Origin of the sequence: Thermococcus pacificus (assembly GCF_002214485.1) — an archaeon.
In the GTDB taxonomy this organism is placed as follows: Archaea; Methanobacteriota_B; Thermococci; order Thermococcales; family Thermococcaceae; genus Thermococcus; species Thermococcus pacificus.
In genome coordinates this window covers 1,040,174-1,063,660 of sequence record NZ_CP015102.1, presented here as the reverse complement: position 1 = coordinate 1,063,660, position 23,487 = coordinate 1,040,174, and the positions used below count along the sequence as shown (strand labels likewise).

At 54.3% G+C, this 23,487-nt stretch carries 24 protein-coding genes; 17 read left to right on the top strand and 7 right to left on the bottom strand.

The features are described 5' to 3' along the window. The first annotated feature begins 58 nt into the window (after window positions 1-58). Both cbiB and A3L08_RS05900 read left to right on the top strand, forming a co-directional pair. Entirely contained in the window at window positions 59-943 is an 885-nt protein-coding gene (gene cbiB / locus A3L08_RS05905; RefSeq protein WP_088854139.1) for an adenosylcobinamide-phosphate synthase CbiB, read from the top strand. Further along, window positions 928-1,908: an aminotransferase class I/II-fold pyridoxal phosphate-dependent enzyme gene (locus A3L08_RS05900; protein ID WP_088854138.1), complete on the top strand. Its 981-nt coding sequence runs from the start codon at window positions 928-930 to the stop codon at window positions 1,906-1,908. Before cbiB ends, A3L08_RS05900 begins: the two co-directional genes overlap by 16 nt. A 4-nt stretch (window positions 1,909-1,912) precedes the next feature. Here A3L08_RS05900 and A3L08_RS05895 read toward each other — a convergent pair whose 3' ends face one another. Then, window positions 1,913-3,148 carry a 2,3-bisphosphoglycerate-independent phosphoglycerate mutase gene (locus tag A3L08_RS05895; RefSeq protein ID WP_088854137.1) on the bottom strand — a complete coding sequence of 412 codons (1,236 nt, stop codon included), beginning with the start codon at window positions 3,146-3,148 and terminating at the stop codon, window positions 1,913-1,915. Between the two features lie 91 nt (window positions 3,149-3,239). Between A3L08_RS05895 and A3L08_RS05890 the strand changes: the two genes are divergently transcribed. From A3L08_RS05890 to A3L08_RS05880, 3 genes are all read left to right on the top strand, one after another. Beyond that, window positions 3,240-4,172 (top strand): sodium:calcium antiporter, encoded by a 933-nt coding sequence (locus A3L08_RS05890; RefSeq protein WP_088854136.1) that lies wholly within the window; start codon window positions 3,240-3,242, stop codon window positions 4,170-4,172. Window positions 4,173-4,213: 41 nt separating this feature from the next. Then, complete coding sequence (locus A3L08_RS05885; protein WP_088854135.1) at window positions 4,214-4,708, top strand: HIT family protein; 495 nt, start codon at window positions 4,214-4,216, stop codon at window positions 4,706-4,708. A 73-nt stretch (window positions 4,709-4,781) separates the two neighbouring features. Continuing rightward, window positions 4,782-5,006, top strand: a complete 225-nt coding sequence (locus A3L08_RS05880) for a TRAM domain-containing protein (RefSeq protein WP_198362096.1) — start codon at window positions 4,782-4,784, stop codon at window positions 5,004-5,006. A gap of 5 nt (window positions 5,007-5,011) precedes the next feature. On the opposite strand, the gene A3L08_RS05875 is transcribed toward A3L08_RS05880, so the two are convergent. From A3L08_RS05875 to thyX, 3 genes are all read right to left on the bottom strand, one after another. Further along, complete coding sequence (locus tag A3L08_RS05875; protein WP_088854133.1) at window positions 5,012-5,698, bottom strand: STK_08120 family protein; 687 nt, start codon at window positions 5,696-5,698, stop codon at window positions 5,012-5,014. A gap of 93 nt (window positions 5,699-5,791) precedes the next feature. Then, window positions 5,792-7,486: a Na+/H+ antiporter NhaC family protein gene (locus A3L08_RS05870; RefSeq protein WP_088854132.1), complete on the bottom strand. Its 1,695-nt coding sequence runs from the start codon at window positions 7,484-7,486 to the stop codon at window positions 5,792-5,794. 245 nt (window positions 7,487-7,731) lie between these two features. Further along, a complete protein-coding gene (gene thyX / locus A3L08_RS05865) occupies window positions 7,732-8,469 on the bottom strand; it encodes an FAD-dependent thymidylate synthase (RefSeq protein WP_088854131.1) in 738 nt (245 codons plus the stop codon). Between the two features lie 242 nt (window positions 8,470-8,711). Between thyX and argF the strand changes: the two genes are divergently transcribed. Next, window positions 8,712-9,659: an ornithine carbamoyltransferase gene (argF, locus tag A3L08_RS05860; protein ID WP_088854130.1), complete on the top strand. Its 948-nt coding sequence runs from the start codon at window positions 8,712-8,714 to the stop codon at window positions 9,657-9,659. 199 nt (window positions 9,660-9,858) lie between these two features. Beyond that, complete coding sequence (locus A3L08_RS05855; RefSeq protein WP_088854129.1) at window positions 9,859-10,788, top strand: NOL1/NOP2/sun family putative RNA methylase; 930 nt, start codon at window positions 9,859-9,861, stop codon at window positions 10,786-10,788. A gap of 2 nt (window positions 10,789-10,790) precedes the next feature. On the opposite strand, the gene A3L08_RS05850 is transcribed toward A3L08_RS05855, so the two are convergent. Next, window positions 10,791-11,765: a hypothetical protein gene (locus A3L08_RS05850; RefSeq protein ID WP_088854128.1), complete on the bottom strand. Its 975-nt coding sequence runs from the start codon at window positions 11,763-11,765 to the stop codon at window positions 10,791-10,793. Then, entirely contained in the window at window positions 11,765-12,343 is a 579-nt protein-coding gene (locus A3L08_RS05845) for a metallophosphoesterase family protein (protein ID WP_088854127.1), read from the bottom strand. The genes A3L08_RS05850 and A3L08_RS05845 overlap by 1 nt, the downstream gene beginning before the upstream one ends. A 58-nt stretch (window positions 12,344-12,401) precedes the next feature. On the opposite strand from A3L08_RS05845, the gene A3L08_RS05840 reads away from it, so the two are divergent. From A3L08_RS05840 to A3L08_RS05810, 7 genes are all read left to right on the top strand, one after another. Then, on the top strand, window positions 12,402-13,490 hold the full coding sequence (locus A3L08_RS05840) for a saccharopine dehydrogenase family protein (protein ID WP_088854126.1): 1,089 nt from the start codon (window positions 12,402-12,404) through the stop codon (window positions 13,488-13,490). Continuing rightward, a complete protein-coding gene (locus tag A3L08_RS05835; RefSeq protein ID WP_088854125.1) occupies window positions 13,468-14,127 on the top strand; it encodes a 16S rRNA methyltransferase in 660 nt (219 codons plus the stop codon). Before A3L08_RS05840 ends, A3L08_RS05835 begins: the two co-directional genes overlap by 23 nt. A gap of 99 nt (window positions 14,128-14,226) precedes the next feature. Next, complete coding sequence (locus tag A3L08_RS05830; RefSeq protein WP_088854124.1) at window positions 14,227-15,606, top strand: sodium-dependent transporter; 1,380 nt, start codon at window positions 14,227-14,229, stop codon at window positions 15,604-15,606. A 70-nt stretch (window positions 15,607-15,676) separates the two neighbouring features. Further along, window positions 15,677-16,087, top strand: a complete 411-nt coding sequence (locus tag A3L08_RS05825; RefSeq protein WP_088854123.1) for a translation initiation factor IF-5A — start codon at window positions 15,677-15,679, stop codon at window positions 16,085-16,087. Between the two features lie 78 nt (window positions 16,088-16,165). Continuing rightward, window positions 16,166-17,032, top strand: coding sequence for an agmatinase (speB, locus tag A3L08_RS05820; protein ID WP_088854122.1), 867 nt, complete (start codon window positions 16,166-16,168; stop codon window positions 17,030-17,032). Between the two features lie 118 nt (window positions 17,033-17,150). Beyond that, window positions 17,151-17,645 carry a CBS domain-containing protein gene (locus A3L08_RS05815; protein ID WP_088854121.1) on the top strand — a complete coding sequence of 165 codons (495 nt, stop codon included), beginning with the start codon at window positions 17,151-17,153 and terminating at the stop codon, window positions 17,643-17,645. Then, window positions 17,633-18,952 carry a cation:proton antiporter gene (locus tag A3L08_RS05810; protein ID WP_088854120.1) on the top strand — a complete coding sequence of 440 codons (1,320 nt, stop codon included), beginning with the start codon at window positions 17,633-17,635 and terminating at the stop codon, window positions 18,950-18,952. Before A3L08_RS05815 ends, A3L08_RS05810 begins: the two co-directional genes overlap by 13 nt. A gap of 24 nt (window positions 18,953-18,976) precedes the next feature. On the opposite strand, the gene A3L08_RS05805 is transcribed toward A3L08_RS05810, so the two are convergent. Then, the gene (locus A3L08_RS05805; protein WP_088854119.1) at window positions 18,977-19,447 is read right to left on the bottom strand and encodes a hypothetical protein; all 471 of its coding nucleotides are present in this window, start codon (window positions 19,445-19,447) and stop codon (window positions 18,977-18,979) included. Window positions 19,448-19,523: 76 nt separating this feature from the next. On the opposite strand from A3L08_RS05805, the gene A3L08_RS05800 reads away from it, so the two are divergent. Genes A3L08_RS05800 through A3L08_RS05790 form a run of 3 tightly spaced genes read left to right on the top strand, consistent with a single transcriptional unit; the run spans window position 19,524 to window position 23,479 of the window. After that, complete coding sequence (locus A3L08_RS05800) at window positions 19,524-21,242, top strand: chloride channel protein (RefSeq protein ID WP_088854118.1); 1,719 nt, start codon at window positions 19,524-19,526, stop codon at window positions 21,240-21,242. Window positions 21,243-21,251: 9 nt separating this feature from the next. Beyond that, a complete protein-coding gene (locus tag A3L08_RS05795) occupies window positions 21,252-22,514 on the top strand; it encodes a TIGR00375 family protein (protein ID WP_088854117.1) in 1,263 nt (420 codons plus the stop codon). Then, entirely contained in the window at window positions 22,511-23,479 is a 969-nt protein-coding gene (locus A3L08_RS05790) for a thiamine-phosphate kinase (protein ID WP_088854116.1), read from the top strand. The genes A3L08_RS05795 and A3L08_RS05790 overlap by 4 nt, the downstream gene beginning before the upstream one ends. Window positions 23,480-23,487: the final 8 nt, after the last annotated feature.

Here is a 23,487-nt window from a genome sequence, read left to right as displayed (position 1 = left end):
TTATGCTCCTGAGATTTGAAAGGCTCAAGCTCTCGGCGATAAAGGAGGTCTCTGGAGAATGGACGCTTTAATCGTCTTTGCTCTGGCCCTCCTCTGGGATCTGCTTTTGGGAGAGCCGCCGGTGCTGGCCCATCCCGTCGTGTGGTTCGGGAAGCTCGCGGGATTAATAGATTTTCGCTACAAAAGACGCTCTCCAGCACTTGATTTTCTGGCCGGGACGGTTACGGGTTTGCTGGTCGTAGCCTTCGCGTTTCTTCTTTCCATCTTACCGTTCTTTGTCCCTTATCCCCTGAACTACCTCCTCGCGGTTTACTTCCTGAAAAGCTCTTTCGCGGTGAGGAGTTTGCATGAGCACGTAGCGAGGACGATAACTGGGGATGTTGAAGAAAAGCGGAAGGCCGTCTCGATGATCGTCAGCAGGGACGTTAGTAAGCTCGACGAGCCCCACCTCAACTCCGCAGCAATAGAAAGCCTCGCAGAAAACCTCAACGACAGCGTTGTAGCGCCGCTCTTCTACTTCATCCTCTTCGGCCTGCCCGGTGCTTTGGTCTACCGCGCCATCAACACGCTCGACGCGATGTTAGGTTATAGAAACGAGCGCTACGAATACTTTGGGAAGTTCTCGGCAAGACTTGACGACGTTCTCAACTTCATCCCTGCCAGGCTGACGGTTCTTCTCTACCTCCCCCTCGGCGGGAGGAATGTTTTCCGTTACTACCGTCTCGCCAAGTTTAAAATAAACTCCGACAAGCCGATAGCGGTGATGAGTGCCGTTTTGGGCGTCTGGCTTGAGAAGCCCGGCGTTTATCGTTTTCCAGGCAGAGCACCAAGAGACAAAGATATTAAGCGCGCTCTAAGAGTCTACTGGATTGTCGTTGCCGAATGGGTGGTAATCCTCTCGCTACTGCTCGCAACGGAGGTGTGTCCATGCTTGAGCCCGTAAAGTTCTCCACATACCACGGAGGTGCCCGGGAAGAAGGTCTGCTCGACTTCTCGGCATCGCTCAACCCCTATCCTCCCGAATGGCTCGATGAGATGTTTGAGCGTGCTAAGGAAATAAGCGACCGCTATCCCTACTACGAAAAGCTTGAAGAGGGCCTTTCGGAGCTAATCGGCGAGGAAGTCACCGTAACGGCTGGTATTACCGAAGCCCTTTACCTCCTCGGAATCCTCGCGCTCCGCGGGAGGAAGGTGGTAATTCCAGAGCACACCTACGGCGAGTACGAGAGAGCCGCGCGCATCTTCGGGGCGAAAGTGGTCAAGGGTCCGAACGGGCCTGAAAAGCTGGCCGAGCTTGTTGAGAGGGACTCGGTGGTCTTCTTCTGCAACCCAAACAACCCTAACGGGAGGTTCTACCACGTTAGGGAGCTTAAGCCTCTTCTAGATGCGGTTGAAGATAAAAACGCCCTACTTGTTTTGGATGAAGCGTTTATTGACTTCGTTAAGAACCCTGAAAGCCCAGAAGGGGAGAACGTTGTGAAGCTCAGAACCTTCACCAAGAGCTACAGTCTGCCGGGAATAAGAGTCGGTTACATAATCGGCTTCCCGGAGGCTTTCAGGAGCGTTAGAATGCCCTGGAGCATAGGCTCGACCGGCCTTGCTTTCCTTGAGTTTTTGCTGGAGGACGGCTTCGAGCATCTGAGGAGAACGATGCCGTTGATCTGGCGCGAGAAGGAGAGAATCGAGAGGGCCTTGGGTGTTAAAAGCGACGCCAACTTCTTCATCAAGCGCGTTGGAGATGCCAAAAAAGTCGTCGAAGCCCTCAAACGGCAGGGAATCCTCGTGAGAAACTGCGAGAGCTTCGGCCTGCCCGAGTACATCCGCTTCTCGGTGAAAAGGCCAGAGGAGAACGAAATGCTTGTTAGGGCGCTGAAGGAAGTTGAGGACAAAATGGAGAATGGGAGATAGGCCTTCAGGCCCCGAACTTCTCGCTCCTGTTCATCAGATCCATCATAATCGGAACGATGTCGTGGCCCTTTATCCTTCCGAGGCCGCCGCGCATGCACTCGCGCTCGCCAAAGGCCTCCGTCGAGTCGGGCCTGACGCCGCCGCCAGCGATAAGGAGCGGAACCGGGTCACCGCTGTGGTTCATCACTTCGCACGGCGTTGAGTGGTCGCCGGTTATCGCTATGACGACATCTTCAAGGTCGATGTTGTCCATGATGTAGCCTATCATCCTGTCGGCCTTCTCTATCATCTCAGCCTTAAGCTTGGGGTTGTTGTCGTGGCCGGCCGCGTCGGTCGGCTTGAAGTGGAGGAACACGAAGTCGTAGTCCTTGAGAAGCTCGATGACCTTCCTCGCCTTGGCCATCTCGTTGGTGTTGTACTCGCCCGTTGCTCCCTCCGGCGTGTAGACGTCGAAGCCTATGGCCCTGGCGACACCCTTGACGAGCGAGACCGCTATAACCGCTCCCGCCTTAACCTTCCACTGCTCCGTGAACTTCATCGGTATGCCTGGGTAGGTGCCAGCACCCCTAATGAGGAGGTAGTTGGCAACCGGCTTCCCTTCCTTCCTGCGCTTCTCGTTTATCGGGTGCTTGTCGAGAACCTCGTGGGCCTTCCTGACGAACTCCTCAAGGATTTCCGCCACTTTCTTACTTTCCTCATCCTCCCAGTTGAACCTGTGCGGCGGCTTGCCGGCCTCGTGCGGATCGTTCTCTCCGACGCGGTAGCCTTTGGCCATGCCCTTGAGAACGAGAACGGCCCTGTGACCGGTTGCTCCGACGAAGATGAAATCAACCGGTATCTTGACGTTCTCTTGGATGGCCTTGGCCAGCTCGTGGGCCTCCTCCGTGCTTATCCTGCCGGCGCGCCTGTCGGTTATGATGCCGTTCTCTATGGTGGCGAAGTTGACGCGGAAGGCCAGGTCGTCCTCGCTGAGGTCGAGGCCAACACCCATCGCCTCGAGGTACCCCCTTCCCCTGTAGACCTTGTAGGGATCGTAGCCGAAGATGCTGAGGTGAGCGGTATCGCTTCCCGCCGGTTGTCCGGGCTTTATCGGGTCCTGCTGGCCCAGGATTCCCATCTTGGCGAGCCTGTCCATGTTCGGCGTGTTGGCGTATTCAAGCGGCGTCTTCCCGCCGAACTCCTTGATCGGTCTGTCTCCGAGTCCGTCGAGAATTATGAGCAGTCCTTTCCTCTGCTTCATGTCTATCACCATGAGTGAGTATGCACTGTTGGTTAAAAGATTTGTTGGAAACTTTTTAAAGGCCCTTTGAAAGGCAATTCTGGGGGAGAAAATGCTCGAGTTTGCATTATGGTCGCTATCAATCCTTGCCGGTATCGCCATCCTGGTGGTAGTTGGCGATAAACTCTCGGACAAGATAGTGGAGGTCGCCAGAAAGGCAGGTATCTCCACCCTGGTGATAAGCATCGTCCTCGTTAGCCTTTCAACGACGCTACCCGAGATAACTACCAGTGCCATTGCGAGCTACCAGGGGGCCAACGGAATAGCCCTCGGGAACGCCCTTGGGAGCATATTTGCCAACATAGCCCTGATTCTGGGCCTGGCATCCATGATTAGGCCGCTGAAAGCGGGCCGTTCCGCTTACGAAAATTCCCTTATAATGCTCGCATCCCTCGTTTTCCTGATACTCCTCTCCATCGATGGAACGTTGAGCAGGTTGGATGGTCTCCTACTTCTCCTCGCCTACGCGGTCTACCTCCGCTGGCTGTTGAAGAAGCACGCGAGGAGTGAGGTTGAGTGGGAGCCGAGCGGAGACGTTAAAGTCCTCGATTACATCATCCTAATAGCCCTCGGCCTCTTCCTCGTGGGCGGTGCCGAGATGGTCGTCTTTGGCGGTAAGAACATAGCCCGGGCCCTTGGTATATCGGAGTTCGTTATAGGGGCCACGGTTGTTGCGATAGGGACGTCCCTGCCGGAGATGACGAACGCCCTCTATGGGGCAGTGAGGGAACGCGGGAGCATAAGCGTGGGCAACATAATAGGGGCGAACATCATGAACGCGCTCGTTGTTCTCGGCATTGCCTCACTGATAAGGCCCCTCCCCACAGACGCTTCCGTTCTGACGGTCGTTTTGGTACTCTTTGCAATGATTCCCATGATAGCCTCGCTGAGAAAAGCTGGGGGAATAGACAGGCGCGTTGGTGCTTATTTCCTTGCCCTCTACGTCCTCTATCTGGTTCTGATTTTCTCTGGGGTAAAGCTGTAAGATTTTTAAACCCCCCTCTCTCTCCCCCTCTGGTGGTGAGAATGAAGGTCCTCTGGGCACCGTGGCGCATTGAGTATATCCGCTCACCAAAGCACAAAGGCTGCATATTCTGCGACTTTCCAAAGGAGAACCGGGATAAGGAGAGACTCATCCTCTACCGCGGAAAGCACAGCTTCGTGATAATGAACAACTACCCCTACAACCCTGGCCACGTCATGATAGCCCCTTACAGGCATGTGGGGAAGTGGGAAGACCTCACCGACGAGGAACTCCTCGAGATTATGAAGCTCTCCCAGCTAATGATAAAGGCCCTCAAGAGGGCCATGAACCCGGACGGCTTTAACCTAGGAGTTAACCTCGGCCGCGTTGCCGGGGCCGGCATAGACGACCACGTGCACCTCCACATAGTGCCAAGGTGGAACGGAGATACGAACTTCATGCCGGTTATAGCTGACACGAAGGTCATCCCAGAGTCCCTAGAAGAGGCCTACAACGAGCTGAAAAAGGCAATAGAAGAAGTTGAGGGCGAGATTTAACGCCTTCTCTTGGTTCCTTTTAAGGGCAAGCTTTTTATACCCATAACTTCCTTTTCTTCCTGATAACTCCCTGGTGGTGTCTGAGTTGGAGAGGAAAAGCGTTCCCTCCAAGAAGCCCCCCGTAAGGAGGGGTGAGCGCTACAAGGTCCGGATTGAGACCCTCGGTAAGGGCGGTGACGGCATCGCCCGGATTAAAGGTTTTGTGATTTTTGTGCCGAAGACGAACGTGGGAGACGAGGTTCAGATTGAAATAAAAAACGTGAAAGAGCGCTTTGCTTTCGGGGAGGTCGTTGGCTGACCTCCCTACATCTTTCTTACCATTATTTTGAACTCCTTCTCCAGTGGAAGACCCTCAAAGAGTTCGCTCCCGAGCTCAACCACGGGGACATCTGCCTCTATTACCGACTCACCCTTGTCCGTCCTCACCTTGAGGCTCTTCAGCCTTCCACCCTCTATTCTTGCCGAGAGATAAGTACCATCCTCGGCCCTTCCCTCAATGACGAAATCCGTCCCTAGCTCGACGACAAGCCTTTTGAGAAACGCTGGCGCCGTCTCGGGTGTAATGTGCTCAACTTCTCCGCTTTCGCCCTCAATCTTCACGCCGGGACACTTCATAGAAGAGCAAAACTCCTTTATCGCTTCCGCTATGCCTTTGGCAAAGTTCTCCAGGGGCTTTCCCATCAAAGCTTCCCCGAAGCCCGCCCAGCTGGCCGTTACCCTGAGCTTCTCCCTGATCATCTTGAAGGTAACCGTGAGGATACCGCGCTCCCCTCTGAAAGTGTATATTGCTTCCCTTTCTCCAAAACCAACGTCAAACTCGAACTCGTAGCCAAAGTTGAAGACGAACCTCGGGACTTTAAAGCGAACGACGTCACCCTCTATACTCCCGAAGTACGGGAAGAACGGCAGGGTCTTTTTGGGGTCGCTGAGGATCACTCTGAGTGTCTCCCAGTCAGCGGAAACTTCAACTTCCCAGCTCCTCGTTTTCATGCCTGTCCACCGATTTAGAAAGAAAAGTGCCTCAAAAAAGCGTTTCTTAAACCTTGGGTTTAGAACTGAAAAAACTGTAAAAGGGGCACAGGGCTACTCCACGGCATAGGTGAGGGCTCCTCCCTCACTTTCCGTTTCTTCCCCGAGTGTCTCCCCGTAATCATCTCCAACCACGTAGACTGGTACTCTGCCCCCGGGAATGCCGATCCTCGCCCCATACCATTCACTGAGGAGGCGATGGAACACTACTAAGAGCGGCACCGCCATGGCAAGGAGTAACCAGCCGTTCTGAAGTCCCGCGGCAAAGAGGAGTAACATTATGACGCTGACGACGCCAGCGGTGAGGGCGTAAGGTATCTGGGTGTTAACGTGATCCAAGTGGTCACAACCGCTGAACATGGAACTCATGATGGTCGTATCGCTTATCGGGGAGCAGTGATCGCCGAGGACTCCCCCTGAGAAGACTGAGGCTATGCTGGCGTAGACCACGGGGCCGAATTCACCGCTGAGATTGTAGGCGAGCGGAACCGCTATTGGCATCATTATGGCGAAGGTTCCCCAGCTCGTTCCCGTCGTAAAGGATATGAACGCCGCCACAACGAACACCACTAATGGAACCAGGCTTGGGGAAAGGACATTGGAGGCAACCCTCACTATATAATCGGCAGTTCCAACAGCATCACACGCTCTCTTGATGCTCCATGCAAGGATTAGTATCATCATGGCAAAGTGCATCTGCTTCATACCCGAAACTATTGTGCTCTCCACCTCTTCGAGGCTCATTATCCTCCGCCCGAGGATCAGGGCCATTGCCACTACAAGCATTGAGAAGGAACCCCAAACGAGAGCCCACGTCGAGTCCGCATGGGAGAGAACCTCCTGGAAGCCACCCTGCGCGTAGGTGGCGCTTCCACCACCGGTGACCCACAGGCCCAGGAAGGTCATGAGGATCAGCGTTAGGACGGGAAGCACAAAGACCCACACGTTTTCCTTGCCCTCAATCGGCATTCCGACATCTACCTCTGTAGTCATCATCGGCTGGGCACCATCACGTAGAACCTTACCGGTAGTGCGCGCGCGGTATTCTGCCCGAAGCATTGGGCCGTAATGTCTGCCAGTAACTGCAACGATGTAGACCAGAAGTACCGCCAGAATCGGGTATAACCTGTAAGGCCAGCTCGCAAACCAGGCAGAGTAGGCGCTTATGCTCTCCCCCACGCTCGCTATCGCGTCCTTCAGGAGGCCAAGCTCGTAGCCTATCCACGTCGAGACCACCGCAAGAACCGCCACGGGCGCGGCAGTGGAATCATCGGCGTAGGCAAGGAACTCTCTTGAAACCCTAGCCCTATCCGTTATCGGCCTCATTGTGTTGCCTACTATAATGGTGTTGGTGTAGTCGTCGAAAAAGATGAGCGTACCGAAGACGGCCGCCATGAGCGAGGCTGCCCTGCTGGTTCTTATCTTTCGCGTCACGGCCTTGGCTATGGCGTTCATCCCACCGGCTTTGTATATGAGGGCAACCCCTGCTCCAATCAGAGCATCAAATACGAGAATCCTAGTATTCCACAGGTCGGTCACAAGGTGGCCGTCTTCCTCCCATGCCGCCGCTATGTTGAGGACTATCCATTTCAGCGTTTCTGTGGTAGCCTCTATGGGGTTGCCACCGGCCACCAAAAGTCCGCCAACCCACACCCCAGAAAACAAAGCGAGCAGAACCCTTTTGGTTACTATCGCCAAGCCAATCGCCACCAGAGGGGGCAGGAGGGAAAGTATACCATAGTCCGTCATGTTCTAAACCTCCCCATTGTACCTTGCTGTGCCTTAAAGTGACATCAGTCACCATAGTTTCTCCGTCCATATATAAAAGCCTTTTTAGAACGTTTTTGCACTTCTTTATCCATGTATTGTGACGAATTGCTACACAATGGGTCGGAAAGTAACTAAAGCAACATTAGCGTAATCTTTGGACGTGTGTTACCCAAGTATTTTTCCTGGTCTTGAGTGTTCTGCCCCAAAAATTTATGAAAATAGGTTCACTCTTTGGCTACATTCTTCCACTTCTCCCTCGTCCTTTTCCAGCAGCCGGGGGGCATGAGCTCACCCTCTGGACAGTAGCCGATCTGGATGCACCGCGGTCCCAGCTTGGCCCACTTTATAATCGGCCTAAGCTCCTCGTTCTTCGCTATCTCCTCCAGCATCTTCCAAGCTATCTCCCTTATCTCCCACTGGGCCCTCTCGCAGGCCCTTAAACCAAGGAAGTGCTTGAGCTCGCGGAGGTTCATCGTGACGACGATTTTTGTCCGGACTGCTTGAGGCAGGATAAAGCGCGCGTCCTCCTGGTGGATTCCGGCCTTGTAAGTTTCTTCATAGAGCTCGATGGCGTTTTTCATGAACTCCTTCCACTTTTGGTAGAGCTCGGGCTTTTCCTTGACACTCTCGGGGATCACGAAGGTCTCTTCCACATCATTTGGGTTTAATTTGATATAGCGCTGTGACTGCTGGGTGTAGCTCGCAAGCCTGTGCCTTACAAGTTGATGACTGCAAACGCGAGAGCAGCCCTCTATTGCGAAGGTCAGCGTCGCGTGCTCCAGAATAGACTCGTGGCCGTAGCCGAGAACCCTCGGCAGGTGCATCTCGACGTCCTTCTCACCCATCCGCTCGAAGGCCTCTGTCTCCCATCCGTCCCAGTAGCTTATCAGAGCCGCCCATGTGACAGTTTCGAGCGGTTTTTTTGTATAATTGACAAGAGTCACGCGGATTTTATCGTTCATATTCTTCACCGCATCTCAAGGTGCCCCCACTCTTATTATGATTTCTGCCCCACTTTTGAACCACTGACAGGAAGTGTGGGTTTGATGGTCTGATGTGCAAAACCATAACCGGGAACCTTGCCACACTGTCCTTACGTTTGGAAACATTATTGGGCCTTTGAGTTAAAACTCTCCAGTGTTCAGGTTATTCTGCCGACGAAAGGGTTATTAAATTCGCCCCCCAGCTTTAGACGGTGATGCACATGGTGGTTAGCCTCGCAGGAAGGGATGTTCTCTGCCTTCAGGACTTCACAAGGGAAGAAATTGAAACTATTCTCAAGACGGCCGAGATGATGAAGATATGGAACAAGATAGGCAAGCCGCACCGTGTTCTTGAGGGCAAGACCCTCGCCATGATATTCCAGAAGCCCTCGACGAGGACGAGGATTTCCTTCGAGGTCGGCATTTATCAGCTCGGCGGCTACGGCCTCTACCTCAACGCCCAGGACCTTCAGCTCAGGCGCGGTGAGACGATAGCCGATACCGCCAGGGTTCTCAGCCGCTATGTGGATGGGATAATGGCGAGGGTTTACGCCCACAAGGACGTTGAGGACCTCGCAAAGTACGCGAGCGTTCCGGTCATAAACGGTCTCAGCGACTTCTCCCACCCGTGCCAGGCCCTCGCTGACTACCAGACCATACTCGAGAAGAAGGGCAGGATTGCTGGTCTTAAAATCGTCTACGTCGGTGACGGAAACAACGTGGCACACTCCCTCATGATAGCCGGAACCAAGCTTGGGGCTAACGTTGTTGTCGCCACGCCGGAAGGCTATGAACCCGACCCGAAGGTCGTCAAGTGGGCGGAGCAGAACGCGGCCGAGAGCGGCGGAAGCTTCGAGCTTCTCCACGACCCCGTCAAGGCCGTCAAAGATGCAGACGTCATTTACACCGACGTCTGGGCGAGCATGGGCCAGGAAGCCGAGGCCGAGGAGAGGAGAAAGATATTCATGCCCTTCCAGGTCAACAGGGATCTCGTCAAGCACGCCAAGCCAGACTACATCTTCATGCACTGCCTCCCGGCCCACCGCGGGGAAGAGGTCACGGATGATGTCGTTGACAGCCCGAACAGCGTTGTCTTCGACGAGGCCGAGAACAGGCTCCACGCCCAGAAGGCCCTCATGGCACTGGTTATGGGTGGAATTAAGGTCTGAGGGCTTTTCTTCTTCCTTTGTTTCCGTTCAATATTCTGGCTTGTGCGAAAGCCTGTTTTCATAGGTGTACCCGTGTTTGTGAAAGGTCTCTTTCGTAAAGTGGCAGTTTATGAAAACGGGTTTTCATAAATCGGGCTTTTTGTGAAAGTGAACTTTCACAGACGGAGAACCTTTTAAACCCCTCCCCCAAACCCCAACCATGCTCGAAAAGCTCTTCAGCCTCGGCTACTCCAAGACCTTCGCGGAGCGCTATTACGAGCTCTGGGGTGAGAGGGCACTAGCGATAGCCGAGGCCATGGAAAAGCCCCTGCCAAGGTGCTTCCGCGTAAACACGCTCAGGATAGAGGTTCCAAAGCTCACCAAGCTCCTCAACAAGAAGGGCTTCCAGTTCAGGCGCGTCCCCTGGGCCAGGGAAGGCTTCTGCCTCACGCGCGAGCCCTTCTCGATAACCTCAACGCCCGAATACCTAAGCGGCCTCCTCTACATCCAAGAAGCGAGTTCGATGTATCCCCCAGTGGCTCTGGAACCAAAGCCCGGTGAGACCGTTGCCGACATGGCGGCAGCGCCGGGAGGAAAAACCTCCTACCTCGCCCAGCTGATGGAGAACGAGGGAATAATCTACGCCTTCGACGTTGGGGAGGAGAGGTTGAAGGAGACGAGGCTCAACCTTTCCCGCCTTGGCGTTACGAACATCGTCTTAATCCACAGCTCGTCCCTCCACATAGATGAACTCGGCGTGGAATTCGACAAAATCCTTCTCGACGCACCCTGCACTGGCTCCGGAACGATACACAAGAACCCGGAGAGGAAGGCCAACAGAACGATGGATGACGTTAAGTTCTGCCAGGGTCTCCAGATGAAGCTCCTTGAGAAGGGGCTGAGCGTCCTCAGGAAGGGTGGAACCCTCGTCTATTCCACCTGCTCTCTCGAGCCGGAGGAGAACGAGTTCGTGATCCAGTGGGTTCTCGATAACTTCGATGTAGAACTGCTCCCGCTCCGCTACGGAGAGCCTGCATTGACTAGGCCCTTTGGAATCGAGCTGAGCGAAGAAATAGCGAAGGCGAGGCGCTTCTATCCCGACAGGCACGGGACGAGCGGCTTCTTCGTTGCAAAAATAAAGAAGCTGTGAGTTTAGCCCTTTGACTCGGCTACGAGCTTTTCTTCGAGCTCTCTAAGCTTTTTGAGAACGTCCTCGCTGAGGTGCTTCTCCAGCTCTTCTCTGGCTGCCTTCGCCAGCTCGAACTTCGAGTCGTACTTTCCCAGGGAAGTCCAGTGGATCTTCTTGCCCTCAACAAAGACGTCTATGTCGCACAGACGCTTGTAGCCGACGTACTCGATTCCCTTGAGGAGAAACTTGACGCGCTCGGGCTTCTCCCACGTCAGGAGCTTCAGCTTGTAGACCGGAACCCTCATGAAGGGCCTCGGGTAGTCCCAGTCCCAGCCCTCCCCAACGACAAAGCCGAGGTCGAGGTCTTCAATCACCATCATCAGCCGCTCGATGTTCTCCTCGTAGCGCTTCTCCGTGTCGTAGATTTTGATGGTCAACTCGTTCCACTCGGGCATCAGCTTGAGCAGGAGGAGCGGGGCATCAAGGAGGAGCTCCCTGTAAACTTCGAGGAAGCTGCGCCTTACGAGAACGGCCCCCTCTATCTCCTCGGGTCCTATTGGGCAGGTGAGCTTCTTCCGGGTGATCCCTATTATGGTATCGCCCGCCTCTCCCTCATCGAGGGCGTTCCTGATGTCCATCACTTCGCCGCCGTACTTGTGAGCGAGGAATTTCAACGCCTCATCCGTTTTCTCTGGGACTCTGAAAAATATCAAGGTGCTCTCAACGTGAACTTTTTCAACGGGAAAACCGTTGTTTATGACCTGACTTAAGACAAAGGGTGCATGGGCCTTTATGAGAAAACCGGACTGCGGGGGCAGGGTCTTTTTCTGCCACTCATCGGTCACGAAAAGAACGGTCTCAAACTCGCTGCTTTCCCTTATAGCCCTCTCAGTGTCTACCTCATCAACACCAAAGACATCCTTTATGGCCTCTTTAACAGCCTCAAGATGAGCCGTCCTCAGGAACACTATCGACGGCCCAAAGCGGATGACCTTCATCACAGACCCCTCCACATCTTATAGCCCCTATCAAAATCCGTCCCTCCAGGGTATTTGACCCGGTATGTCCTCCTGCTCGGGAGGAGGACAAAGTTGACGCCGAGGACGCCGTTCAGTCCCCTGTCTATCAGCTTGAAGTTGTGACCGTAGAGCCTGAAGTCAGCATCTTTATCCACCACGTCCTCCCAGGTATGACCGAGGGCGAACCTGACGCCTTCGATCTCAATGACGCTCCCCGGTTCAACAACGGCATCCCCAAAGAACTCCCTCACCAGCTCCGGGTCGTCCTCGTTGCCAGGAACCACGTAGAGCTTTGCGCCAGAGCCTTTGAGAACCCGTGCGAGCTTTCTAAGAGCTCCCCTGTAGATGGGCAGGAGGTCGGGCCGGCGCTCCAGCTTCACGTTGTCCACCAAATCCCCGGTGTGTATTATGTAGTCCGGGCTCGTTTTATCGATTAGGTCTTCGATGAAGCGGTACGAGCTCTCCGGGGTATCGCTTATGTGCATTACCTTGGTCTCATCGGTCGAGGCCAGCAGTCCCAGGACTTTCTTGCGGAATATGGGAAGTTTCAGGGGCATTGTTGGGGGTAGGAGCAGGGCTTATATATACCTTCGCCAAGTAAACCAGGGTGTTATCATGAAGGTTCTCGTTCTTGGAGCTGGAAACGTTGGGAGGGCAATAGCCTGGGATTTGAGGGATGAGTTCGAAGTCTACGTGGGTGACGTCAGCGACGATAGGCTAAAGACCGTTTCCGAGTTTGCCACACCACTGAAGGTCGACGCTTCTGACTTCGATGAACTCGTTGAGGCCATGAAGAACTTCGAGCTCGTCGTAGGTGCACTGCCGGGAAGATTTGGCTATCAAGCGGTGAGGGCGGCGATAAAGGCCGGCGTTGACATGGTTGACGTATCGTTCATGCCGGAGAACCCCCTGGAGCTGAGGGACGAGGCTGAAAAGGCCCAGGTAACGGTCATATTCGATGCCGGTTTCGCCCCGGGGCTGAGCCACATGCTCATGGGCAGGATATGGCAGGAGATGGACGAGCTGAAAGAGGGCTACATCTACGTTGGCGGCCTTCCGAAGGAGCCGAGGCCTCCACTTTATTACAGAATTACATGGTCGCCTAAAGACTTAATTGAAGAATACACGAGGCCAGCGAGGGTTATACGGGAAGGCGAGGTTAGAGCAGTTGACCCCTTCGAGAGGATGGAGCGCGTTGAAGTTCGCGATCTTGAGTTCGAGGCCTTTGTGAGCGACGGCCTGAGGAGCCTCCTGGAGAGCGTGAAAGCTGAGAAATTGGAGGAATGGACGCTCCGCTGGCCAGGGCACCTTGAGAAGATGAAGGTTCTCAGGGAGCTCGGCTTTTTCAAGCCGGAGCACGTTGACAAGACCCTCGAGGTCATAACACCCTTGATGACGTACGAGAGCCCGGACTTCTCGGTGATGAAAGTCATCGGAAGGGGAACCATCGATGGGGAGCCCAAGGAGATAGGCTACCTTCTCTACGACGAGGAGAGGGACGGCTTCACATCGATGGCCCGCGTTACGGGCTTCACTGCGGCGATAGTTGCGAGGCTCGTTGCCGAGCAGAACTGCATATACGGAGTTATTCCCCCGGAGATACTCGGAATGCGCATTGACACGTTCACGAGGATAGGCGACGAGCTGGCCGATAGGGGCATAACTCTGGAGAGGTGGGAGAATGCTCCACCTGGTGATAGCTGAGGCGGAGATTGAGCTCGTTCCGGAACCTATACGCGACCATCCGGCCGTGGTTAACTACGCGAGGAAGAGGGGCAAGAGGCCGGACGAGGTGCTCCTGGACAGCACCTACCACCACGCGGCACTCAAAAAGCTCACCGACGGCGAAAGGCGCGGGAGGCCCGACATAGTCCACATCTGCCTGCTCAACGCCCTGGAGAGCATCGCCAACAAGGAGGGAAAGCTCCGCGTCTATGTGCACACAAGGAACGATGAGGTAATTTACATAAAGCCCGAGACGAGGATTCCGCGAAACTACAACCGCTTCGTCGGGCTTATGGAGAGCCTCTTCAAAAACCGCGTCGTTCCAAAGGACCTGGGGCTTCTCCGCATGGAAGAGAAGAGCTTGGAAGCGCTCATCAAAGAGATAAACCCCGATGGTGTCTTCGTCATGCACGAGAAGGGAACCTTCACAAAGCCAGTCGACTTCGGGAAGAGGCTGGCATCGCTTGAGAATCCCGCCGTAATCGTCGGCGGGTTCCCGCACGGGGAATTCAAGGGCAAAATACTGGGGGAGAAGATAAGCATTTACAAGGCCTCGCTGATGGCTTGGACAGTTGTAAACGAGACGATCATCAACTTTGAGCACTGGGTTCCTTGAAAAAACGAAGGGAATACATAATGTTTATATTTTGTTCTTGTTTAATTCTTTCAATGTGGTACTGAAACATGCCACACGACCACTGGGGGTGTGCATTCCATGAGAAAAATAAGCTTCCTGATGGCATTTTTAATAACGGGTTATATCCTCGGAATATGGAACTTTCTGGTCCTGCCCAAGTATTACATAGCCTTCGGTCTCAAGGGCTTCCTCGTATCACTGATTCCAACGCTGGCCGCGATGTACCTGATATACAGCGAGGCAGAGAGCACGAAGAAGACTCGCTACCTGATCTACGAACTGTTCTTCAAGGTATCCAGAACCCCTGCGCTGATATTCACCCTGCTGATATTCCTCGTGATAATGCTCGGTATAACAACTTATTATTCAGCCTACGGCCTCGCCTTCATAGTAGGGGGCAGTTCCAGTTACATTTTGGCAATGGCGATAGGAACCATCCTCCTCGCGGTTGTGCTCCTCATGATGGCAAAGGGCAGAACCCTCGAGTTTATCTCAGTCATGTCGATACTTTTCATACTCCTCGCCATCTCCGCCGCGTTCCTCATCAGGGAGCAGGCACTGAGCACCGTTACGTCGCCCCAAGCAGCCCAGTACATGGATAAAGCTCTCTCGTCAATAACCTCCTTCAACCTGCCGCTGACGGTCAAGGGAGTCCTGTACTTGGTAGTCTCAACCTTCATCTCCCTCGGCCTCGGTGCAGGGGTTTACTACGTTATAGGCAGCTTCACCCCAGAGGAGCTCGACCTCAAGAAGGTTCTCGCAGGGGTTTTCATACTCCAGATAATCATTAGCTTTGCGGCCGCTTTCACCGTTGGTTACTCCCTCGGTGCTGCCTACGAGGGTTTCCAGAAGGCGTTCCAGAATCCAAACATTCCAGCGGAGGAGTCGATGAAACTCTTCATGAAGTTCAACGACCTCAAGGACTACGCCACCAACAGCGAAAAAAGTCCGATGGACTCCATTGAGGTCTTTTACTCAATACCTCAGATACTCAAGGGCAACGTGGCCAATGACACGAGCCTCATAGTGCTCCTCATGCTGTCGCTATACCTGGCCGGTCTCACGACAATAATAGTCCTCATCGAGATGGGCAGTCAGATACTTTCGGAAGTCATGCAGTTTGGCAGGAATCAGAGCCTTGGCTTCGTGGGTCTCATAGGTATGGTCATCGCGGGGGCCATGATAATCGCCGACATTAGGACAATGTTCGTCGTAGTCCCCTTTGCTGTAGGGGCGCTCGTTGCGGCAGTGGAGACTTACCCGCTCCTCTCGTCGGAGCTTGCCCACAACAAGGCTGTGGTGACGGGGATACTGCTCCTGCTCGTCGCTACGGGACTGGCCACCCTCTACAGCAGCCTCACAGCCTCCGCGACGACCGTCAAGATAGGGGCGTTGCTGGGAGTTGTACTCTTCGTGCCAGTATTAATGAACGGCATGCTCCTGAAGTCCCGCCACTGATTTTCACTTTCAAAAATTTTTTAAAGACCCCTCCCAATCGGTCTTAGAACGCTTATAGGAGGTTTGAAAAATGGGAGACAAGACCAAGGTTCAGGTCAGCAAGCTCAAGCCGGGAAGGTACATCCTCATCGACGGTGAGCCCTGCAGGATAGGCAACATAACCGTCTCCTCGCCGGGCAAGCACGGCTCCGCCAAGGCCAGAATTGAGGCCGTTGGAATCTTCGACGGCAAGGTCAGGAGCATCGTCAAGCCCACCAGCGCTGAGGTTGAGGTTCCGATCATCGACAAGAGGACTGCTCAGGTTATCGCCATGACCCCGGACACCGTCCAGATCATGGACATGGAGACCTACGAGCTCTTCGACGTCCCGATCGAGACCGGTGTCGCCGACGAGATCAAGGACCAGCTCAAAGAGGGCATAAACGTTGAGTACTGGGAGACCCTCGGCAGGATAAAGATCATGAAGCTCAAGGGCGAGTGATCCCTTCTATTCTCTATTTAATTCCCTGATTCTGAAACCTTTTAAGGAGTCTTCTCTACCTCAAGAGGAGGTGAGACTGTGGACTTCCTTTATACTTACGAGACGCTTAAGCTTGAGTTCCCCCTGGTCGAGCCGGAAAGTGCTGATTTCATAATCGTGGGCGTTCCTTTTGACGGTACCACCAGCTTCAAGGCTGGAGCCCGCTTTGGCCCGACTCTCATCAGGCACGCGACGCTGAACCTCGAGAGCTACATCCTCGACTACGACATCGATATAGCTGAGCTTCCGATAGCGGACATAGGTGACGTTGCAGTTGTTGCAGGTGATCCCAGGAAAACCGCTGATAGGGTGCGCGAGACGATTGAAGAGATAAAGAGGGCCAATCCAAGTGCCCTTCCCATCCTTCTTGGCGGTGAACATTCACAGACCCTCGGTGCCGTTGAAGCGTTAAAACCGAAGAGCTACGTCGTCTTCGACGCTCACCTCGACCTCCGCGACAGCTACGAGGACAACCCCCACAACCACGCCTGCGTTGCCAGGAGGATAAGCGAGCTCGGCGTTAAAGAGGCGATGTTCGGAATAAGAAGTGGGACGAAGGAGGAGGTGGAGTTCGCCGAAAAGAACGGAATACGGTGGGTTCACGCGAGGGACTACAGCTTTGATGCCTTCGTTGACCTGGTCTCTTCCCTCCCGGACCCGGTTTACCTCTCCGTTGACATAGACGCCTTTGACCTCTCGATGGTTCCCTCAACCGGAACGCCCGAGGCCGGTGGCCTGGCTTTCTGGGATGTCGTTGAGGCCATTGAGTGGCTTGCCGAAAAGAAGAGAATAGCCGGCTTTGACATAATGGAAGTAGCCGGCGAAGGGCTGGGGGACCCCACCGCGCTAACCGCCGCGAAGCTGCTTTTCTACTTCATCGGTGCCGTGGCCAAATTCGGCCGCTAGCTTTTCTTTTTACTGGTCACGCATCCGTTGAAGGGTGAATTCTTCTGTGCTTTTCTGTTTTTTAGGATTCAGAAACCCTTAAGAGGACTTTTTTCAAATTTTTAGCCCGGTGGTGATTATGGACGTTGAGGCAGCACTTGAAAAGTTTCACTCTATGAAATTGGCCGAGATAATACCCCCAACGACTATGATGCCCATCGTCACTGCAGATTCTGACCTTCTAAGCGTTCTAAAAGTCCTAAGAGCCAGGCACCACGTGTGGGTCGTCAAGGACAGGGAGAGCATGGAACTGGTCGGAGTTATAAGGTATCTTGACGTAATCGACATACTCCTCCCCCCCGAATCCCACAGGTTCAAGCTTGGGATGACGAGCAAAAGCTTGAAATCCCTCCTCGGAGGGGCCGCCAAGGCTGAGGACGTCGCCGACAGGCACCCGCTCACGATAGAAGAAGACGCCACAGTGCTTGATGCCCTCAACAAAATGAGAAGGTATAAGGCCCAGGTTCTGGCGGTTGTTGAGGGAGAAAAGCTGGTCGGTGAAGTGAGCCTGAGGATACTGATAGACGAGTTCTTAAGGCTCTTGAGGGTGGGTGGTGCCCAATGGAGGGAGTAGCATGGCTTCTGGCGACGATCGGTATTGCCCTCATCCTGGCTAAAATAGGGGACAGCATAATTGAACGTTTTGAGCTCCCCGGCGTTCTCGGCGAGCTGATAATGGGTATGCTCCTCGGAAACCTCGTTTACTTCGGTTTCGTTGCTCCCCAGTACCTGCCCATCGTCAGCGGCCAGGCTTTTACCACAGATGTCTCCCAGATATCCGAGTTCCTGGCAAAGCTGGGAATAATATTCCTTCTCTTTCTCGGTGCCCTCGATACCGACGTAGAGCAGCTGAAGAAAACCGGCGTTACCGCAACCGTATCCACCCTCCTGGGAGTTTTCGTTCCGTTAATCCTCGGCTGGTACGCCCTCATAGCCATGGGCTATCCGAGTAGAGAGGCCTTCGCCGGCGGCGTTCTCCTGACTGCCACGAGCATAGGCCTGACCGTCAGGGTGATGATGGACTTAGGCGTTCTCAGGAGCGAGGTTGGAGCGGCTTCCCTCAGCGCGAGCGTCATGGACGACTTCCTCGGCATAGCCCTGGTTATCTTCGCGGTTGGAAGCGGCAGTTTGATAGACCTGAGCGTTAAAATCGTGGCCTTTTTCATAATAACCGGCGTCCTTGGGTGGTATTTCATAGACTACTACATCAGGTTTGCCGAGAGGCTCCACGTCGAGAAGGGGATCCTTGGAATGACCATTGGAATGATGTTCCTCTTCGCGGCTTTAGCCGAGGGCTGGTTTGCGGCGGCCATTGAAGGTGCCTTTATGATGGGCCTTATCCTCTCCAAGCTCCCTGAGGGAAAGCGCCTCATGGAGGACGTCAGGGCAATAGGCTACGGCCTGCTGATACCGTTCTTCTTCGTGCACACCGGAGCGATGCTCAACCTGACTGTCTTTGAGAACGCCAACGCGCTGATACTGGCCGCTGTTATGACTACCATAGCGGTGCTCGGAAAAATAATTGGCAGGGGCTTTGGAGCCTGGATAACAGCCTGGGGCCGCGGAAAGGACTTTCTCTTCACGAAAGAGAACTTCTGGATGTCGCTCCAGATGGGCATAGGTTCGGTCCCGAGGACTGAGGTTGCACTCGTTGACCTGATGGTGGCCATCCACGGTGGTGCCATAAGCCCAGACCACGCGCAGGAGTTCATAGCGGCGACGCTGATGTTCATTACAATATCAGTCCTGATAACACCGCCTCTCCTTAAGTGGGCCTTCAGGAGGGAAATCGAGGAAGCAAAAGCGACGAAAGCCAGCAAGAAAGTTGAGAGAATCCAGGAAACCAAGGAGAAGATAAAGGAGCTAAAGGGCTCCCAGTGAGCCCCTGTTTCTATATTATTCCCTTCACCCGAAGAAGGCCCCCATCATGTCCATCTGCTCTTCGCTCATGCTCTTTATTTTGAACTCCGGCATCTCGGGGAGAAGCTTCTCGTACTCCTCCGTCGTTATCTCCTTCGCGTCACCGTTCTCGACGAGGTAGAAAATCCCGTAGTCCGGGTCGCGGTATGCAACCAGGAACTTCTCAACCTCGATGTCGTCGAAGTTCACAAAGATGACGTTTCCACCGGTGTAGGGCCTCTTGCACTTGAAGGGGAAGCTTGACGAGTTCAGCATCGCATCGCCGAGGGCCTGGTTGGCCTTCTCGCCGTTTATCTCGGTCCAGAACTTCCTCCCCTCGAAGTCGCCCTCGACAACGATGAGGAACCTCTGACCGTCGAGTTCCACAATCGGAGCGCCCTTCTCCCCGAGTATCTTGAACAGCTCGCCAATTGTCTCGGCGTTTTTGAGAGAGGCAACGAATCCTTCAACCTTCACAGCGTTCACCGTCCCTAGTTTGGATGTCGGGTATAAAAGCTTAAGTATTCCCATCGTATCCCATTGGGGAACTTCGATGGCCCGGAGGAAACACTACCTCAGGAAATGGGCGGAGGTTCTGGTGTTCTCGTTCATGGCAGGCCTAATCGGCGGGCTTGGAGCGGTAGCTTTCAGGTTCCTTATCTCCCTCACCCATGAGTTCTTCTTTGGTAAGGTTCTGTCCCTCGTGACCCTCCAGGCCGGAAGCTTTAACCTCGGCTACATCCTTATCCCTGCAACTGGAGCCCTCATCGTTGGCTTTATAGTCCTGCGGTATCCCGAAATCAAGGGCAACGGCATTCCAGAGGTGATAGAGGCCGTTGTCTTCAGGAATGGGAACATCCCCGGGAGCTTCGCGGTAGCCAAAATAGTGGCGACCTCGATAACGATAGGCTCCGGCGGGAGCGTGGGCAGGGAGGGGCCGATAGGGTTCATCGGAGCTTCCTTAACGTCCATCTTCGCCAGGTGGTTCGGCCTATCAAGGGAGATGAAGAAGCTCCTCGTTACCTGCGGTTTGGCCGCTGGAATAGCGGGAACCTTCAACACACCACTCGCCGGAGCGATGTTCGCCCTGGAAGTTGTCTACATGGGAGCGTTTTCAATAAACCTCGTTCCGATATTTCTCTCGGCGATAACGGGCAACGCCGTAACGCTCGCCCTTCTCAATAAGGCGTTCGAGGTGGAGATACCGGCCAACCTTGGCCACACTCTTGTTGAGCTTCCCTTCTTCTTTATCTTCGGGATAATCCTCGGCCTCCTCGCCGCTTTCTACGCCCGCTTCCTCTACGGTGTCTCCGACAGGTTCTCGGCTTCGAAGATTCCGGAATGGGCAAAGCCCTTCCTCGGTGGACTGGGAGTTGGCCTCATAAGCTTCCTCTTTCCGGGCTACGGAGTATTTGGAATTGGCTACGATGGGATGAAGCTCGCTTTCTACGGGAAGCTGGGAATAGGTCTTCTCCTCACGCTTGGGCTTGCCAAGATGCTGGCAACGGCCTTAACGATAGGCTCCGGCCAGAGTGGTGGCGTCTTTGCTCCCAGTCTTTACATAGGGACGATGTTCGGAGCGGCTTTCGGGGAAGCCATCAACCTTCTTCTCCCCTCCCTGCAGGCCGACCCGTCAGTTTACGCCCTGGCTGGAATGGCCGCCTTCTTCAGCGGTATGACGCAGGCGCCACTGACGCAGATACTCATGGTTACAGAGCTCACGAGGAGCTACGCGGTTCTGCCAGCGGTCATGACCTCTGCAACGATGGGTTTCCTGACGGCTAGGTTCTTCCTGGGCGGCGAGTCAATCTACACCCTCAAACTGCTCAGAAAGGGCTACCACATAAAGACCGGGAAGCCGGTCATCCTTGAGACAATCTCAGTCGGCGAGATAATGACCGAAAACCCGGTGTACGTTACAGAGGACATGACGCTCTTCGATGTTGAGCACCTGATAGGCGAGACCGGTCACGACTGCTTCCCAGTGGTGAACGAGAGGATGGAAGTCATTGGAGTTATCGGCGTCAAGGACATCCTCAAAAAGTCCAGCTCGATGAAGAGGATGAGGGTGAAACGCTTCCTCAAAAGGGCCTACGGAATCACTTATCCAACCGAGACGGCTCAGGATGCCCTCGAAAAGCTTATGGCCTATGACCAGAACCTCTTGCCTGTCGTGGAGAGCCCTCAGAGCAGAAGGCTCGTTGGCGTAGTCACCAAAAGGGACATATACCGCGCCTACTACCGCGGGCTTGAGGGAATGTATATCGATTGAGGTGGTTCTATGCAGGTTGATGCCGACCTTCATATTCACTCGCGCTACTCAAAGGCGGTCTCAAAGGCAATGACGATTCACAACTTGGCTGAAAACGCCCGCTTCAAGGGTCTAGGCCTGGTTGGAACCGGGGACATACTGAACCCGAAGTGGGAGGAGGAACTGCTTAAATACACAGAAAAGGTCGACGAGGGGACCTACGAGAGGAACGGAATTAGGTTTCTCCTTACGACTGAAGTTGAGGACAATAGAAGGGTTCACCACGTCTTAATCTTTCCGGCCATAGAGGCCGTCCGTGAGATGCGGGAAAGACTGAAGCCCTATTCGAGCGATATTGAGACGGAAGGACGGCCACACCTGAGCCTCTCAGCTGGAGAGATAGCAGACCTTGCAAACGAGCTGGACGTTTTGATAGGGCCTGCCCACGCTTTTACACCCTGGACGAGCCTCTACAAGGAGTACGACAGCCTTAAAGAGGCCTACGGCGGCGCCAAAATCCACTTCCTTGAGCTGGGCCTCTCAGCCGACAGCGAGATGGCTGACATGATAAAGGCCCACCATAAGCTTACCTACCTCAGCAACAGCGACGCACATTCACCGATGCCCCACAGGCTTGGCAGGGAGTTCAACCGCTTTGAGGTAAAAGAAGTGACCTTTGAGGAAATCAGAAAGGTAATCCTGAAGCGCGGCGGCAGGAGGATAGTCCTCAACGCGGGCCTCGACCCTCGCCTTGGTAAGTATCACCTGACGGCCTGCTCGCGCTGTTACACGAAGTACAGCCTTGAGGAGGCCAAGGCCTTTCACTGGAAGTGCCCCCGCTGTGGAGGCAGGATAAAGAAGGGCGTTCATGACAGAATCCTTGAGCTGGCCGATACTAACGAGAGGCCAAAGGACAGGCCGCCCTACATTCACCTCGCACCACTCGCGGAGATAATAGCGATGGTCATCGGGAAGGGCGTCGAGACGAAGGCGGTCAGGATTATCTGGGAGCGCTTTTTGCAGGAGTTCGGGAGCGAGATAAGGGTTCTCGTTGATGTTCCTGTTGAAACTTTGGCTCAGGTTCACGAGGATGTGGCCAAGGCGGTGTGGGCCTACAGAAACGATAAGCTCATAATCATCCCTGGCGGTGGCGGCAAATACGGAGAGATTAGACTGCCGGAGGAGATAAGGAACGCTTCCATAGACGAGCTGGAGAGCGTTGAGGTCGAGCTTCCAGCGGAGGAGAAACCCAAGCAGAGGAGCATAACGGAGTTTCTGGGGGTGAAACCTTGAGGGAATCGGAAATAATAGAGCTCTTCCTCAAACACCTTAGGAAACAGGGCGACCTTCCGCTCGGAGACGATGCAGGAGCCATTAGACTCGGCGATGAATGGCTTGTTGCTACAAACGACATGCTCGTGAGGAAAACTGATGTTCCGGATATAATGACGCCCGAGCAGGTTGGCTTTAAGGCTGTAACCATGAACGTGAGCGACGTTGCGGCTATGGGAGCAAGGCCCATAGGTTTTCTCTTCTCCCTCGGCGTTCCCGCCGATGTAGAGGGAAGCTACCTTGAAGGGATTGCGGAGGGCATAGGAAAAGCCTTGGAGTTCTACAACGTTCCAGTCATCAGTGCGGACACCAATGAGGCCGACGACCTGATAATCGACGGTATAGCCCTCGGGAAGACCCGAAAGCTCCTGACCCGGTCGGGCGCGGGAGCCGGAGAGCTTGTGTGCGTTACGGGGGACATTGGTAGAGCGCTTGCCGGGCTGCTCGCGTGGAAGAGAAACCTCGAAATTTCCGAGAGGACAAAAAAAGCCCTATACGAGAAGCTCCTTGAGCCGAGGGCAAGGGTCGAGGAGGGGGTTGAGCTGAGCGGCGTTGCCAGCGCGGCCGTAGACATCAGCGATGGTCTCAGTAAAGAGTTGCACCTCCTCGCCGAGATGAGCGGGGTGGGGATTGAGGTCGACGCAGAAAAGCTGCCCATAAGGAGAGAGGTCTTCGAGGCGGCGGAACTTCTGGGAGTGGATCCAGTGGAGATCGCGCTCGCCAGCGGCGAGGAGTTCGAGATAGTCTTTACCGTGCCTGAGAGAGTCCTCAAAGGGCTGAAAATTGACTGCACGGCCATCGGCAGGACGTTTGAGGGCAGTGGCGTGTACATTACCACTGGGGAAAAACGGCAGGAGATGCCCCTTTTGGGCTGGGAGCACCTTGAGAAAGGAGTAAAAGGGAAATATAGAACGTTGTTCCGATAACGTTTTAA

Bases quoted from the DNA above. Each gene is read 5' to 3' on its own strand.
- cbiB (WP_088854139.1), top strand. From the start codon at position 59: ATGGACGCTTTAATCGTCTTTGCTCTGGCCCTCCTCTGGGATCTGCTT.
- A3L08_RS05900 (WP_088854138.1), top strand. From the start codon at position 928: ATGCTTGAGCCCGTAAAGTTCTCCACATACCACGGAGGTGCCCGGGAA.
- A3L08_RS05895 (WP_088854137.1), bottom strand. From the start codon at position 3,148: ATGAAGCAGAGGAAAGGACTGCTCATAATTCTCGACGGACTCGGAGAC.
- A3L08_RS05890 (WP_088854136.1), top strand. From the start codon at position 3,240: ATGCTCGAGTTTGCATTATGGTCGCTATCAATCCTTGCCGGTATCGCC.
- A3L08_RS05885 (WP_088854135.1), top strand. From the start codon at position 4,214: ATGAAGGTCCTCTGGGCACCGTGGCGCATTGAGTATATCCGCTCACCA.
- A3L08_RS05875 (WP_088854133.1), bottom strand. From the start codon at position 5,698: ATGAAAACGAGGAGCTGGGAAGTTGAAGTTTCCGCTGACTGGGAGACA.
- A3L08_RS05870 (WP_088854132.1), bottom strand. From the start codon at position 7,486: ATGACGGACTATGGTATACTTTCCCTCCTGCCCCCTCTGGTGGCGATT.
- thyX (WP_088854131.1), bottom strand. From the start codon at position 8,469: ATGAACGATAAAATCCGCGTGACTCTTGTCAATTATACAAAAAAACCG.
- argF (WP_088854130.1), top strand. From the start codon at position 8,712: ATGGTGGTTAGCCTCGCAGGAAGGGATGTTCTCTGCCTTCAGGACTTC.
- A3L08_RS05855 (WP_088854129.1), top strand. From the start codon at position 9,859: ATGCTCGAAAAGCTCTTCAGCCTCGGCTACTCCAAGACCTTCGCGGAG.
- A3L08_RS05850 (WP_088854128.1), bottom strand. From the start codon at position 11,765: ATGAAGGTCATCCGCTTTGGGCCGTCGATAGTGTTCCTGAGGACGGCT.
- A3L08_RS05845 (WP_088854127.1), bottom strand. From the start codon at position 12,343: ATGCCCCTGAAACTTCCCATATTCCGCAAGAAAGTCCTGGGACTGCTG.
- A3L08_RS05840 (WP_088854126.1), top strand. From the start codon at position 12,402: ATGAAGGTTCTCGTTCTTGGAGCTGGAAACGTTGGGAGGGCAATAGCC.
- A3L08_RS05835 (WP_088854125.1), top strand. From the start codon at position 13,468: ATGCTCCACCTGGTGATAGCTGAGGCGGAGATTGAGCTCGTTCCGGAA.
- A3L08_RS05830 (WP_088854124.1), top strand. From the start codon at position 14,227: ATGAGAAAAATAAGCTTCCTGATGGCATTTTTAATAACGGGTTATATC.
- A3L08_RS05825 (WP_088854123.1), top strand. From the start codon at position 15,677: ATGGGAGACAAGACCAAGGTTCAGGTCAGCAAGCTCAAGCCGGGAAGG.
- A3L08_RS05815 (WP_088854121.1), top strand. From the start codon at position 17,151: ATGGACGTTGAGGCAGCACTTGAAAAGTTTCACTCTATGAAATTGGCC.
- A3L08_RS05810 (WP_088854120.1), top strand. From the start codon at position 17,633: ATGGAGGGAGTAGCATGGCTTCTGGCGACGATCGGTATTGCCCTCATC.
- A3L08_RS05800 (WP_088854118.1), top strand. From the start codon at position 19,524: ATGGCCCGGAGGAAACACTACCTCAGGAAATGGGCGGAGGTTCTGGTG.
- A3L08_RS05795 (WP_088854117.1), top strand. From the start codon at position 21,252: ATGCAGGTTGATGCCGACCTTCATATTCACTCGCGCTACTCAAAGGCG.